The organism is Paenibacillus sp. 2TAB23 (genome assembly GCF_052115165.1).
Taxonomy (GTDB): Bacteria; Bacillota; Bacilli; order Paenibacillales; family Paenibacillaceae; genus Pristimantibacillus.
The window spans coordinates 85,729-101,069 of the sequence record NZ_JBFRGD010000012.1 but is presented as its reverse complement, the minus strand read 5'-3'; the positions used below and the strand labels follow the sequence as shown (position 1 = coordinate 101,069).

Sequence of the window (15,341 nt, the reverse complement as noted above, 5' to 3'; positions counted from 1 at the left end):
GGCCGCAGCCGGATCACTTGCCCCTACTATCCCGTTATTGCTTCGGCTCGTTCAGAATATATTCTACCAATTCATCCAGCGGCACTGTGGCAAGTGCAATCGCTGTATCGGTCACGCCATAATAAATATATAACAGCCCATCTTTGACGACATTGCCTGTCGGAAAGATGACATTTGGAATTTGAAAGCCGAACTTCTCATAATAAGCCTCCGGCTCCATAATGAAATGACGGGTACGCGCGATTACCTTCTCCGGGTTTTCCAGATCAAGTAAAACTGCTCCAACACGGTACACGATCTCCTCGTCCACGCCATGATACAGCACAAGCCAGCCCTTGTCGGTCTTGATCGGAGGTGTGGAGCCGCCGATTTTGCGGGATTCCCACTCCGGATTTTCTCCTTTGATAAGCAGCTTCGGCTCCTCCCAATGGATTAGATCCTCGGAATAGGTAATCCACATCGCTGCTTTTTCTGTTCCGTACTGCTCGCCTACATATTCCTCCGGCCGGCGAAGCAGAACGAACTTGCCATTAATTTTCTCAGGGAACAAAATGTTGTCTCGATCGTTAATATCTAGCGGCGTAGTGTCCGCAACAAACTCCCAATCCAGCAAATTCTGCGATTTCAGAATGGAAGAGCGAGTCAGCCAATGCCCCTCCTGCTCCCCCCATCCATCCGGATATTCAGGAATGGATCTGGCAGGCACGCCAGCGCCTGTCGGATAATAGCTCATCGCACACGGACGCAGCGCATAATTCAAATAGAAGGTACCGTCAATCTTGACCAGACGCGGGTCCTGTACGCTGCCATAAGGAAAACCGAGCATATCCGGCGTTACGATCGGCTCGTCCTTCACATGGGTGAAGTTCACGCCATCCTCGCTTTCCAGCAAGCCCAAAAAGTTTTTGCATGGCGTCAGCGACTCCGCGGTTCTTTCGATCATATAAAATTTATCGTTATCAATGATAACCGCCGGGTTAAAAACCGTTACTTTCCGCCAGTCATATCCTCCCGGCACAACAATCGGGTTGTTCGGATGCCTCGTAATTTGCATGATCGTTCTCCTCCTGCCAGACGCTCTCCCGCTCGGCAGCCAGTAAGAACCACCGCTTTGGGGGAGATCGCCAAGTTATAATGTTGTCGTTATTTTAATTGTTCTGATCTCAAAAGGCTTGAAGCTTAGCCAGAGCCTGTCGCCGCTCATCGTCAAGTCCGCCAGTCGATCCTCTAGAATATTGACCTCGGTTACAGCAAACCGTTCACCGGCGGCAAGCAGCTTTCCGCTTAAGCCGATATTAGCTTCCGAGCGGCCGCCAGCTGCCTCATACAGCCGCAATACGATTCCTGTGCCGTCCTCCGCTGGTTTTACCGTATCCAGAATGACCTGATCGCTTGCCAGATCGATCCAGGAATGCTCAAAGCCCAGGCTTTCCTTGGCGATATCGGAAGTAGAATCAGACTTGATCGCCCGCAATGGCTCGTTGAGTCCAGCTGCAACACGAACGGTCTGGGCCTGCTGCCAGCTGCCTTCATGCGGATATAACGCATAAGTGAAAACATGCTCGCCTCGATCGGCTCCCTCATCCGGCCAGTTCGGAGCGCGAAGCAGCGAAAGGCGCAGGACAGCATCCTTAATGTCATAGCCATACTTGCAATCATTCAGCAGGCTTACGCCATACCCATGCTCAGACAAATCCGCCCAGCGGTGGCCGCATACCTCGAATTGCGCCTGCTCCCAGCTTGTGTTGCGATGGGTCGTGCGCTCCAATGCGCCAAACGGAATTTCATAGGTCGCTTTGCCGCTCACCAACCCAAGTGGGAAAGCAGCCTTAAGCAGCTTGTGATTCTCCTGCCAATCGACGTAAGTACGGAATTCGATGCAGCGATCATGAATCGGAATCATCATTTGCTGTCTGATCCGCGACTGGCTTAGCTGCCAATTCAGCTCGATTATGATACGTTCGGCGCTATGCTCCAGTATGCGCCAGCCCGTCAGCCGCTGCGCGTCTGCCCGTTTGTTCTCGTAGTCATGGGCAATGTCCCATGCATCCCACAGCAGCGGCGTATCATGAAATAGCTGCAATTCGTTGCCGCGCCGCCCTGACTGCAGCAGCTCGCGATCGCAAGGCTTGTCGTACAAGCGGCTGATAAGCCCTTGTTCATCCAGTTCAATCGTATAATAATCGGTTTCAAATATGCCGATGCCAGTAGGTTTATCAGCTTCTGCAGCCTGTTGTTCAGCGTGTTGCTGTGCCGCACCTGAACGCGCATCCTGAGGAGCGCTATCCACCTGGCGCAGCCAGATCGTTTTGCAGCCAAAGGCTGGAATCGATCCCGTCCGCACAGCCAGCTGCTTGTCTTCTCCCGGTACCAATGAGGCTTCTATACGATAAGGCAGTTCTCCCTCCGCATCATAAGCCGCCAGCTGTTCCATGCCAGGCTGGAGCGGAATATAGACCCATCCATCCCTTGCCCAGCCAAGGCTATTAAAAGCAATAAAGGCAGCTCCCTCGTTCTCCGTATGCATACGGCCGGCCAGCATCCCCATCGCTTCCTCCAGGGCAGCATTGCCCAGCCTCATAATTTCCCCATACTGCTTGGATGAGGTTTCGTACACCTCCGGAATGGATGTGCCAGGAATAATATCATGAAACTGATTGAGCAGCAGCAGCTTCCAGCCCTCCTCCAGCCGCTGTCCCGCTTGGCTTTGGCGCTGCGGGTCAAGCATGCCGGAGAGACTTAGCCATACTTCGGCAGCGCGATACAGCTGCTCGGCCTGACGGTTGCTTCGTTTGTTCTTCGCATGTGTCGTGTAGGTGCCGCGATGCAGCTCCAAATACAAGTCGCCATGCCAATCGGGCAGCTTAACCCCACTGCTGCTTACTCGATCAAAAAACTGCCGTGCAGTTGAATATTTCGCCTGAGGCTGGCCGGGGATACAGGCCGAGCGCTCGATGTACTCCAGCATTTCATGCGTGACTCCACCGCCTCCGTCGCCATGGCCATACAATAGCATCAGCTCGCCGTGTCGGTCCTTCTCTTTATAGGCCTGCCAATGCTCTTGCACATCCTTCGGACGGGTATCCTCGTTCAAACCGTGATTCTGATAAGCTACAATGCTAGTGCCATCAATGCCAACCCAGTTGAACAACGTATGCGGAAACTCATTCGTATCATTCCAGCCAAGCTTGGTCGTCATGAAATAATCGATTCCGGCCTGCTTAAGCAGCTGCGGCAGCGAGGCGCAGTAGCCAAAGGTATCGGGAAGCCACTCAATCCCTGAGCGCTGACCGAACTCCTCCTCGTAAAATCTTTGGCCAATCAGGATTTGGCGAACAAGCGACTCTCCGCTTGGTATATTGAGATCCGGCTCAACCCACATGCCGCCTACAAGCTCCCAGCGCCCTTCAGCAATCCGCCCTTTTATGTTTTCATACAGCTCCGGGTAGTTTTGCTTAACGAATGCATACAAAATAGGCTGGCTTTGCGAATAATAAAAATCAGGATAACGATCCATCAGCGCACAGATGGTAGAGAAGGTGCGGCTTGCCTTGCGGACGGTTTCCTTTATCGGCCATAACCAGGCAATATCGATATGCGATTGTCCAACCATATGCATCAGGCCGTTATTGCCGCTTGCTTGCTGCGCTGCCTCCGCTGCCAGTCTCAGCTTGGCGTCCGCTTGCTGGCAAGCAGACACATCAATGAAAGTATCTCTGTCCGGCTCATACAGACTGCCGATAGCATCCTCCAGCGCCAAGATTAGCTGGGTTCGCTGCAGATTTCCTTCTGGAAGCAATGCAGCCGACTCCTGCACTGCGCGTACGGTATGAAGCAGCTGGTAGACTGGCCAATTGACCTGTACCAGCGAGACCGAAACGCCGTTAATCGGCGGCTTTTGTCTGGATTGCCGGTTAAGCGGATCTACCGGCTCAGGGATTGGGTCGAACAGCTCAATCTCCAGATCAAGCACGTCGCCTGCTTGATAAGATTGCGGCAGCGGCACAAACCAATGATTGTTGTCCAGACCGTGATAGGGTGCTCCGCTCAGTCGCAGCAAGCCTTCGCCTCCGCCATAATACAGAAGGGCAGCGTCTCCCGCCTGCCAACTTTCTGGCCATGCAACCTGATGACGCAGCATATAGGTTGTGCCATGCCCTTCATTAAGCTGGGCAAGATCGGTCGACGCCCAGCCTTCCGAAATAGGCTCATAGACGCCGGGCTCGATATAGCGCAGCTTATTCAATTGCCAATGGGTCAGCTGGATCTGCTCCACCCATTGCCGCTGTTCCAGCCAGCGGACAAAACGATGAACGGATTTCAAGATGATCTTCCCTCCAAGCTGACGCGCAGCGGCGCCTCCAGATAATGCACGCTGCTGGACCCGACCATAATCGTGAAATCGCCGTCCTCAACAATTCGCTGCAGGTGCTGGCCGACAAATTCCAGCTGTTCTCTTCCAATGACGAAGCGTACCTGCTTGCTCTCTCCCGGCTCCAGCCAGATTTTACAGAAGCCCTTGAGCATTTTTTGCGGACGCGTAACCGTGGCGGCATGATCTGTCACATATAGCTGCACAACCTCATGCCCGGCCATTTGGCCGCTATTACGCACTTTTACAACCGCCGCCGCATAACCATCTTCGCCCGCGGCGGCATCCTCGATTTGCAGACCCGAGTATTCAAAGCTTGTATAGCTAAGCCCGTAGCCAAACGGATATTGGGCCTCAAAGTCCATTTCTAGGTAACGTTTGCCACGTGTACGGCGCTTGTAATAGTAGACTGGCAATTGTCCGACATGTCTAGGAATGCTTACTGTCAGCTTGCCAGATGGATTAACGTCACCAAGCAGAATATCGGCAATAGCATGTCCGCCCTCCTGCCCCGGGTACCAGGCCTCAACAATCGCGTCGGCCTGTTCCACTATCCATGGCTCGACAATCGGACGGCCGTTTATATAAACAACGATAAGCGGCTTGTCCAGCTTACGAAGTTCTTTCACCAGCTCCAGCTGTGAGCCGAGCAGGTTTAACGTCATTCTGTCAATGCCTTCTCCGCACTCCATTTCGCTCTGCGCGTTGTCGGTCACTACAGCTGCGCCCGTCACCAGATCGATGGTTCCCTCGCCAAAGTCCCGGGCGCTTGAGCCTCCGATTGCCACAATAACGGCGTCAGCCTGCCGTGCACATTCAATCGCAGTTGCGAAACCTTCCCGTGCCTCTTCCTTAATGCGGCAGCCGGGAGCATACAGAACCCGATCCTCGCCTAGCGCAGCTCGCACACCATCCAGAAGGGTTGCTATTTGTCCTTCCTCCTGAGGCGAGGTATAGTCTCCCAGTTGATTATATGGAGCATTAGCATTAGGGCCAATCACAGCAACCTTGCCTATATTCTTATTCAGCGGCAAAGTTTGCCGCTCATTTTTCAACAGTACAATTCCTTCAGCCGCCATTTTGCGAGCCAGCTGCTCGTGCTCCAGACTGCCGATGACCTGCGCTGCCTTTGCTGGATCGACCGTGGGACGGTCAAACAATCCCAGCTCAAACTTCAAGCGCAGCACTCTCAGAACCGCTTTGTTCAGCGTCTCCTCGCTCAATAGCCCCTGTTCAATCGCGGCCAGCAGATGCTTGCTGAACATCTCTCCCGACATCTCCATATCCGTTCCGGACTCCAGCGCCAGCTTAACCGCTTCCTCGCCGCTTGCTGCGACATTATGCCCGTTAACAAGCATTCCAAGCGCACCGCAATCCGTAATGACAAAGCCGTCAAATCCCCACTCCTGCCGCAGCACCTCGTTAAGCAGATATGGATTGCTTGTGCATGGAATACCGTCAATCTCATTGTAAGCCGTCATAATGGAGCGTGCGCCGGCCTCAACCGCCTTACGAAAAGGCAGCAAATCGACCTCATGCAGCTCGCGCAGCCCCATATGCGCCGGCTGTGCGTTGCGCCCGCCTTCTGTGCTGCCATAACCTGCAAAATGCTTGAGCGTTGCAAGCAGACTGTTCTCGTCAGCAAGATTCTCGCCTTGCAGGCCTTCAACTGCCGCAACTGCAAACTCGGAAATGAGATAAGGATCCTCGCCAAAGCATTCCTCTGTGCGGCCCCAGCGCGGATCGCGAACAACATCAAGCACCGGCGAGTAAGTCACGGCGCCTCCCTGACTGCGTGTTTCAAGGGCAACCGCACGGCACATCTCTTTGTACAGCTCTACGTTCCAGGAGCTTCCAAGCAGAATGGGTACAGGGAATACCGTCGCTCCGATCGCCATATGTCCATGCGAGCATTCCTCGCCGAACAGCACCGGAATCCCGAGGCGGGAATGCTGCATCGCATATTCTTGAATTTCATTGATGGCCTTTGCCCCCTGCTCGGGAGACAGTCCTGTGGCAAGCGTAACTTCTGTCCAGGGATCTGCTCGCAGCACGCCATACAGCGAACCAACCGCTCCTTGCCGCAGCTGCTCCTTGAACTCGTCTGTCAGGCGAATGCTTCCATCCTCCTGCTTCTCATAGCATTTCCAGCCAAAAGGCTGTATTAATTGTCCGATTTTTTCGGGAAGCGTCATGCGGGCGAGCAGATCCTGTGCCTTCCTCCCCGCTTCAGCCTGCCTGTTGTCTTTGTCCACCTGGAAGCACACCTCCCTAAATGATCAGATTTCATGCCATTTGCCGGCTGCGGATGAAGCCGCAGCCGGCGAATGCAGTCCATCTTCATTGTTTTTTATCTGATAGCTTTGGTTCGCTTGGACTAGCTGTTTAAGCTCTAATCGTTAGCTTTGCTTCCATCTGTCATACGCGGCCTGATAGATTTGGCTCATGCGATCGCCGCCCATTTTGGTAACCGTAGTAATATATTTATCCCAGTTGTCAAACGTATCGGCGCCCGTAATGAATTTGGCTTCCATTTGGCGTACATACGTAGTCAGATCCGAGGTCAGCGTCGTTACCTCTGCTTGCTCCTCTGCTGTGAGGAATAAAGTCGGGTATGGTATCCGCGAGCCTTTATCCAATAGCTTGGTTTTGGATTCATTCATTACCCACTCATCAAATTCGGTAGTCAATCCTAGTTGAATTTCGGGAACCGAAATCGTTGGTGCTGGAATCCCGTAGTTCGGCGTCAGCGTCGCGCGATAATCTTCGCGGTCTCCGCCGCCAGGAACCGGCAAATATTTCTTGGTCAAGCTGTCGCGGTCCGTATACTCCCACAAAACGCCCTCAGGCCCTTTGTTGAATAGCATTGCACCCTCATATCCATAAATGTAGTCCACCCAGCGCATCGAAGCTTCAGGATAAGCGTTGGTTTTGGAGATGGCAAAAGCTCCTGTCGTTACGCCCTTGCTTTTGGCGATGACAGCCTTGTCCACCATTTCACTCTTGACTGGCAGGAACATTGGATCATCCGTGCTCGGCTCGCCGCCCAAGGTCATGTAGGCATTCCAATCGGAGAACAGCGCCACCTGATTGTTTTGGGCCTTTGCTTTTTTCTGCTCCGCCGTCTGCGAGAACGTTTCATGATCCAGCAGATCCTCCGTCCACAGACGGTTCAGGAAGACCAAATATTCCTTATAGCCATCCTCAACTGGCGTGTAATGAACGACATCGCTATCGTCAACATAGATTTCTTCCTCGTAAATACCGTAGGCGCCAAGCAGCCAAGTGCGAATATCACGCAGATTGACGGATGACAACGGCACCTCGTCGGCAGCTCCATTTTTGTTCGGGTCTTCTTCCTTTACGCGCTTAAGGTACGTATACAGTTCCTCTGTTGTTTCCGGAAGCTTGTCATAGCCAAGCGCCTTCAGAAAATCACCGTTATACCACATCGGATTGCGGTACCACGGCTGATTGAACTCGATAACCGGCAAGGAGTAAATATGGCCGTCTGGCGCCGTAATGGACTTGCGCACCTCTGGATTATCCTCTAATACCTTTTTGACATTTGGAGCGTAGTTTTCAATCAAATCCTCAAGCGGAATGAGAATTCCCTGCTCGCCGTAATTCATTTGCTCCGCTGGGGTAAGTCCCGCTGCGTAGAATACATCCGGATATTCACCGCTGGAGAAAATAAGGTTTTTCTTCGTATCAAAGCTTTCTTTCGGTGCATTGTTAAAAACCATCTTAACGTTCGTACGTTTCTCCATTTCCTTCAGGACGTCCATGTCCTTCCAGTTCTGAATGCCGACATCAGGCGCAGTCAGCGTTAACGAAATCTGCTCGTTCACGATGGGTAAGCCTTCCTTGGCTACCACTACCTCAACCTCTGCCTCTTCCTTGTTCTTGTCGTTAGACGATCCGCAGCCCGCCAGCAAACCTGCCACTAGAGCGGCAGACAAAAGCACTGCTGCGCCTTTTTTCTTGTTCTGCATCGTAAATCCTCCCTTTTTGTATAATCATAACGCTATAACAAATGATTGCGAAATAACTGGCCTTGCCTGCGCAAAGCCCGTATCCCCATGCATCTATTACCATTTTGATAACATCACTCTAGCCTTTGACCGAACCAATCATGACCCCTTGAACGAAATACCGCTGCAAAAACGGATATAAAGCGACAATCGGCAGAGTAGAAACGATAATAACGGCATATTTGACCAATGAGGCAATTTCAGCTTTGTTGTTCATGGCTTGGGCAATATCGCCGCTGATGGCCGCCCCCGTCGTTTCCGCCGACATCTCCTGCAGCACCAATATTTGGCGCAGTACCATTTGCAGAGGATATTTCATTTCATCATTCAAGTAGATGAGAGCCGGAAAATAGCTGTTCCAATGGCTGACGCCATAGAACAAGGCCATAACGGCAATAATCGGAGCGGACAACGGCAGCACGATTTGGAAGAACAACCGCAGATTCGTACAGCCGTCCATATGCGCAGCCTCCTGCAGCTCCTTCGGAATCGTGGAATGGAAGAAGGTTCTGGCTACAATAATATTCCATACGGATGCCGCAACAGGGAGAATTAATGCTCCCATCGAATTAATCAGCCCCAGATTCTTGACTGTCAGATAGAGGGGGATCAAGCCGCCATTAAAAAACATCGTGACGAGAAACATCGCCATAAAAAAGTTGCGTCCCACAAAGTCGGAACGACTTAGGGCATAAGCTGCCGGCAAAGTGACTGCCAGGTTCAGCAATGTACCAACTACGGTATAGAGAAGTGTGTTGCCATAGCCATTCCATATTTTAGGATTCGAGAAAACAAGCTTATAGCCATCCAATGTCAGACCTTTGGGCAGCAGCCACATTTCCCCCGAATTGACGAACTTTGGCGTACTGATCGAAGCGCTGACGATATAGATAAGCGGATAGAGCACAACAATGAGCGCAAGCGCCAAATAAATATAGTTTACTGTCAGAAACAGCTTGTCCGAGGTGGACTCCCTCATCGACTTCACCATTTTAAACCTCTCCTTTCCTTTACCATAAGCTTGTGGCACTTGTACGTTTGGCAATTTGGTTCACTGTAATCAGCATGAGAGCATTAACAATTGAATTGAACAGCCCTACGGCCGTTGAGAAGCTGTATTGTGCGCTTACAAGACCCGTTCGATAAACGAAGGTCGAAATGACATCTGAGCTTTCCAGATTCAATGAGTTTTGCAGCAGTAAAATCTTCTCATAACCTACACCCAAAATATTGCCCGTATTCAAAATAAGCAGGATCGTAATGGTCGGTATAATGGTTGGCAGGTTAATATGAAGCATCCGTTTAAATCTGCTTGCTCCATCCACAATGGCTGCTTCGTGCAGCTGCGGATCAACCGCTGATAGCGCTGCCAAATAAATGATCGTTCCCCATCCCGTATTCTGCCAAACGCCGGAAATAACATAGACCGTCTTAAACCAAGCAGGATCATTAAGAAACTGCGGCGCATCGATGCCAAGTGCCTCAAGCCCGCGGATAAGCATCCCGCTTGACGGAGATAAGAATGATATGATCATCCCGGTCATGACAACGATAGAAATGAAGTGCGGTGCGTAAGTAATCGTTTGCACGCTTTTCTTGAAATAGCCGTTGCTGATTTCATTAAATGCCAAGGCCAAAATGATTGGCAGCGGAAAGCCGAGGGCCAGCTCATAGAAACTGATGCTCAGCGTATTCCAGAGCAAATCCCAAAAATAATGCGAATTAAAAAAACGTTCAAAGTGCTGAAAGCCGACCCACTCACTGCCAAAGACACCTTTGGACGGAATGAAATTTTTAAATGCAATTTGAATTCCGTACATCGGTCCATAGTGGAATACCGCAAAATATACAAACGCGGGAAGCATAAATAAGTACAATTCCCAGTTTTGAATCATTCGCTTGACGATCCCGCCTGACGCTCGCAGCGGAGGCGTTCGCAAAGCTTGCTGTCCTTTACTGTTCATTTTTGAAGCCCCTTTCCTGTTCCTGTACCGCTCTGCTCCAAATTATAGGCGGGTATCAAGTCAGGATAAATATGTCGTATCTGAAGCAAGCGAAAAAAAAGGCCAAACCCTTTATGTTACTGGGTTTGACCGGGTACCAAAGCAAATTCGACATGCCTGCAGCAAAGCGTTGTAAGCGCTTTTGTGTTGTTTTTGAACCCGTTTTCTTACCTGCAAAATATACATATTGCCGTCCTGATGGCCTTGTGACATCCTGTTGGGTAAGTCAAGTCAGGACATGACCAACTTTCAGGAGGCTAATAAAATGACATTGCCAAATTCGATTACAACATTTCTAGAGGAAGCCGATAAGCGTCTGGCCCATCGCCCCAAGCTGCAGCAATTATTTCGAAATACGTTTCCTAACACACTAGAAACAACAACCAAATTATTGGATGACGGTACGACGTTTGTATTCACTGGAGACATACCGGCCATGTGGCTGCGCGATTCTACCGAGCAGGTTCGCCATTACATTCCGTTTGCCAAAAACGACGAGCAGCTGCAGCGCATCATCGGCGGTCTGATCGCCAGACAAATCTTCTATATTAATATTGACCCGTACACCAATGCTTTTAATGAAACGGCAAGCGACCGCCATTATCGCGACACCGACGACTGCCATTTGAATCCATGGATGTGGGAGCGGAAATACGAGCTGGACTCGCTTTGTTTTCCCGTTCAGCTGATGTACTCTTATTGGAAGGAAGCGGGACAAACCGATATATTCACCCATGAATGTTATCAGGCCCTTACCTCCATCGTCGAAGTAATGATCACGGAGCAGCGTCATCAAGAGCGATCCAATTACCATTTCATCAGGCAGACCAAACAAGAAACAGAAACGCTGCCAAACGATGGACGCGGCATGCCTGCTAACTATACGGGCATGACATGGTCAGGCTTCCGACCAAGCGATGATGCCAATGTGTTTGGCTATAACATCCCTTCGAATATGTTCGCTGTCGTTGTGCTAGGCTATATAATTGAAATCGCAACCGAGATTTATAAGGATGAGCGCCTTGCGGAGCGGGCAGACAAGCTGCGTAGAGAGATCGATTTCGGTATCCGTCATTACGGTATCGTGAACCACCCGACTCATGGCCCAATCTATGCCTATGAAACAGATGGCTTCGGCAATTATTGCCTGATGGATGACGCGGGGACACCAGGGCTTATCTCCATCCCTTATATCGGTTATGTAGGCACGGACGATCCGATTTATCAGAATACGCGCCGCTTTGCCCTTAGCTTTGATAATCCGTTCTACTTTGAGGGCAAGCATGCCAAGGGCATCGGCAGTCCCCATACCCCCGGCGGCTATGTATGGCATATGGCACTCTCGATGCAGGCACTGACCTCAGATAATGACGAGGAGATCAAAGAGCTGATTCAAGTGCTGCTGGATACGGACGCCGATACGGGCTTTATGCACGAGGGCTTCCACCCGGATAACCCGGCAGACTTCTCCCGCGAATGGTTTGCCTGGTCCAATAGCTTGTTTGCAACCTTAATTGTCAAAGCGATGGACAAAAATATCATTTAATTTTCTAGGACCGCGCAGCCATGAAAATTAAGCTACCGAGATTTTCTCGACAGCCTTAGCGCCTGAATCCTCTTTAAGAAGTTTTAGGCGCTTTTCTAAGATTACATCCCTGTATTCTAGCCTGGCTTATTCTTTATAGATTGCAACGCTGAGACCAACATCATGCAAGTGATGCGAAAGTGATTCGAAAAAAGGATGAATTCGCCCTGTAGGATCAGGCGAATTCATCCTTTTTGTTACGACTTATCATCGTTAGCAAGCTGAGCTTGGGCTTGACGGATCATTTCCCGAACCATGGAACCGCCAATTTTGCCACCGATATGGCCTGCTGACTCCGTACTTAAATCACCATTATCGCCAGGCTTTAGTGGTACGCCAAGCTCCTTTGCCACTTCATATTTCACGTCATCCGGACGATTAGGGTCAACAGCATAACCTTCACGCCTCATTACATCCGCTTTGAAATTCCGCATCTCTTGTTCAATCCCCGGCACCGCATACCGACGTCTTCTTGCCATTATGATACACTCCCTTGATGCTTTTCCTCTAAGATGCGCAAAAGCATGTTTTTTAATCCGTATCATCAAAAATAGAGTATCACCTTCTGCTTCCTGAATATTTAAAAATTCATCTGCTGTTATTCAATGAAAATGATCATATTTGCCGACATTTGGAACAGATACTAAAGGTAAGCGGAGAAAACGCAAAAAAAAGCGACCTAACACGGTCACTTTTCCGATGATATTGGTGGAGGCGAGGGGTGTCTTGGCTTATCCACAATTTGTCGAAAAGCGGAAGATTGCCTCCTCGTGCGTATTACGGCCTTTATGGCTTCCCCCGTTTCTACTCTTTTAAAGCGTTATTTTTGCGATAATCATCAGGTGTACTGCCGAACCTTGCTTTAAACACCCGATAAAAATATTTATCGTCTTTGAATCCTACTTTTCCGGCAATTTCGTAAACCTTCATATCCCCATTTTCAAGCATCTGAATCGCTTTCTTTAACCGAATTTCTGTTAAATATTTAGTAAATGACACGCCTAAATGATCTTTAAGTATTTTGCTCAGATAATTTGGGCTGAAAAAAAATTGCTGAGCGGCAGAGTCCAAGGAGAGATCTTCCATGTAATGATTGTCTATATAGCCGATGCATCTTTCGACAATCGTCTCATGTTTCCTGGTTCGGCAGCTTTGAAGAATCGCCATAATTTGCTGGAGAATATCAAGAAACTCCTTCTTGCAATCAAGAAATGTTGCGCAAGCGGTAATTCGTTTCTCGATTTCGGCCAATGTACTCCGATAATCTTCCTCGCTCAGAAAATCCTTAATTACAGTCGCGATATTATAAATGAGATACACGATTGATTTCTGCCATTGCTTAGGATAAGGCAGGCCTTCTTCCAAAGCCCTATGAAATACCTCGTCCGTATGCTGAATAATCAGCTCTGTTTTCATCGCTCGAATGCAATCTTTGAATAATCCTGCAGCCTTTAAGAAATCGTAGTGCATCGGTTTCATTCGGCCTGCCAGCTCACGATAATAAATCACCTGATCGCAAGTGAGAAAATACCGAAATTCGGCTGCCTCCAGAGCTTCTCTATACGACTTCGCTGCGCTTAAATAAAAATCAGATCCAACATCCCCGACTCCAACGGTCACATAGAGATTATATCGTTCCGACAGTTGTCGGCAATAATTGTGAATAGATTCATTCAAACTATTCATTAGGCTAACCGGATTATCGTCCGTCATTACGGTGATGATAATCCGCTTGTCCTCCGGGGGGAAAAAGGACAGCACTTTGCCGTTAAAGCCAATCGGAGTCAGATATTGATCTGGCATTAATCCCCTAATTTCCTCCATCCGTTCTGCGGATAAGGGTTCCTCATGTAATTCAACCAGTCTGGTCACGAAGACAGCTCCATACATGCCGAGTGAATATTGTTGCTGAATTTCTTGTAGTTGAGCGCCGGTAGTCGCATTTCCGAGAATCCACTCCTGAAGCAAGTGCTCATAGTATACATTGAGATTGCTATCCAGTTGTCTCTTCATATTTTCCTGCTCAATGTTTTGCTGCTTTTCCTTGAGGATAATTTCCTTGACCTTCCTCAACAACTGCGCAATGCTCTCTTCCTTGATGGGCTTAAGCAAATAATCGAACGCACCTAATTGAATCGCTCTCTGCGCATATTCAAAGTACCGGTATCCGCTTAATATAATAATTTTACAATCGGGTGCAATCTCCTTCATATACTCGATAAATCCAAACCCGTCCATGATCGGCATTCTTATATCCGTAATAACCATATCGAAGTCATGCATACGCGCAAGCTCCAGCGCCGCCATGCCGTTGCCAGCCTCCATGACTTCACCATCCGGCAGAGCCTCCCGCATCATCTTGCCAAGAACTCTGCGCTGAATAGCTTCATCATCGACTACCATAATTCTGTTCATGGAGCATTCACCTACCACATCTGTTTTAACAGGGAGAACTCTTCCCAGACGCTATCTTGCAAACCAAGCCTTCCTTCGCCACAGATCTTTTTCACCTTATCTTAACCTTTTATCCCCGAGCTAGTAATCCCTTGAACATAATATTTTTGAAGAAACAAAAATAATATAATAATCGGAATCGTCGTAAAGGTAAGCGTCGCCATAATCTGACCGTAATAGATTGGTGGCAACGTAAAAAAGGTCTGTATGCCCAATTGGACATTACGCATGGACTCGCCTGTCGTAACAAGGATGGGCCACATGAAATCACCCCAGTGGCTGATAAAGTCCAGAATAAACACCGTAGCAAATACCGGTCCTGACAAGGGTACGACAATACTCGCAAAACTTCTCATCGCAGTAGAACCGTCTATTGACGCCGACTCCAGAATCTCATTCGGAATATCCATAAAGAACTGACGGAACATAAAAATACTGAAACAGTTCGCCACAAACGGGACGATCATAGCCAGCCAGGTATCGACCCAGTGGAGACTATTCACGATAAAGTACAGCGGCATTAGAATGCTTTCAAAGGGCACAATCAACAAGGCGATAATAACCGTGAGAGTGACATCCTTGCCTTTGAATTCCAGCTTGGCAAGCGCATAACCGCAAATTGAGTTGACTACAAGGCCGCTAATAGAAATAATCGAAACATAAAACAAACTGTTAGATAAATATTTCATCATAGGAATCCGGCTGAATGCGTCAATGTAATTGTCAAAGGTGATATTCATCGGAATGAGCGATTTAATTGAGCTCAAGTCTGCAAAAATCTGATTTTCTGGTTTTAATGAGGATACCACCATCCATAGCAGCGGGGTAACGAAGAGCAGAGCCATTATCATGTTGACTATATTCAAAACCAAGTTCGTTCTCTTGAAGGACAT

10 protein-coding genes are annotated in these 15,341 nt (G+C 49.2%); 1 reads left to right on the top strand and 9 read right to left on the bottom strand.

Translation table 11 applies throughout. The annotated features are described in order from the left end of the window. Positions 1-34 precede the first annotated feature (34 nt). From AB4Z29_RS18135 to AB4Z29_RS18110, 6 genes are all read right to left on the bottom strand, one after another. Positions 35-1,054 (bottom strand): glycosidase, encoded by a 1,020-nt coding sequence (locus AB4Z29_RS18135; protein ID WP_441944424.1) that lies wholly within the window; start codon positions 1,052-1,054, stop codon positions 35-37. A gap of 75 nt (positions 1,055-1,129) precedes the next feature. Further along, positions 1,130-4,324 (bottom strand): alpha-mannosidase, encoded by a 3,195-nt coding sequence (locus tag AB4Z29_RS18130; protein ID WP_441944423.1) that lies wholly within the window; start codon positions 4,322-4,324, stop codon positions 1,130-1,132. Beyond that, positions 4,321-6,567, bottom strand: a complete 2,247-nt coding sequence (locus tag AB4Z29_RS18125; protein ID WP_441944516.1) for a glycoside hydrolase family 3 N-terminal domain-containing protein — start codon at positions 6,565-6,567, stop codon at positions 4,321-4,323. Before AB4Z29_RS18125 ends, AB4Z29_RS18130 begins: the two co-directional genes overlap by 4 nt. 204 nt (positions 6,568-6,771) lie before the next feature. Continuing rightward, the gene (locus tag AB4Z29_RS18120; protein ID WP_441944422.1) at positions 6,772-8,367 is read right to left on the bottom strand and encodes an extracellular solute-binding protein; all 1,596 of its coding nucleotides are present in this window, start codon (positions 8,365-8,367) and stop codon (positions 6,772-6,774) included. Between the two features lie 118 nt (positions 8,368-8,485). Further along, positions 8,486-9,397 carry a carbohydrate ABC transporter permease gene (locus AB4Z29_RS18115; protein ID WP_441944421.1) on the bottom strand — a complete coding sequence of 304 codons (912 nt, stop codon included), beginning with the start codon at positions 9,395-9,397 and terminating at the stop codon, positions 8,486-8,488. 19 nt (positions 9,398-9,416) lie between these two features. After that, positions 9,417-10,370, bottom strand: a complete 954-nt coding sequence (locus tag AB4Z29_RS18110) for an ABC transporter permease (protein WP_441944420.1) — start codon at positions 10,368-10,370, stop codon at positions 9,417-9,419. 304 nt (positions 10,371-10,674) lie between these two features. Here AB4Z29_RS18110 and AB4Z29_RS18105 point away from each other — a divergent pair, with 304 nt between their 5' ends. Beyond that, the gene (locus tag AB4Z29_RS18105) at positions 10,675-11,955 is read left to right on the top strand and encodes a glycoside hydrolase family 125 protein (protein ID WP_441944419.1); all 1,281 of its coding nucleotides are present in this window, start codon (positions 10,675-10,677) and stop codon (positions 11,953-11,955) included. Positions 11,956-12,191: 236 nt separating this feature from the next. Here AB4Z29_RS18105 and AB4Z29_RS18100 read toward each other — a convergent pair whose 3' ends face one another. The 3 genes from AB4Z29_RS18100 to AB4Z29_RS18090 all read right to left on the bottom strand — a co-directional run bounded on the left by AB4Z29_RS18100 (position 12,192) and on the right by AB4Z29_RS18090 (position 15,341). Further along, positions 12,192-12,473, bottom strand: a complete 282-nt coding sequence (locus AB4Z29_RS18100; RefSeq protein WP_441944418.1) for an alpha/beta-type small acid-soluble spore protein — start codon at positions 12,471-12,473, stop codon at positions 12,192-12,194. A gap of 325 nt (positions 12,474-12,798) precedes the next feature. Then, positions 12,799-14,409, bottom strand: a complete 1,611-nt coding sequence (locus AB4Z29_RS18095) for a response regulator (RefSeq protein WP_441944417.1) — start codon at positions 14,407-14,409, stop codon at positions 12,799-12,801. 101 nt (positions 14,410-14,510) lie between these two features. Next, a complete protein-coding gene (locus AB4Z29_RS18090; RefSeq protein ID WP_441944416.1) occupies positions 14,511-15,341 on the bottom strand; it encodes a carbohydrate ABC transporter permease in 831 nt (276 codons plus the stop codon).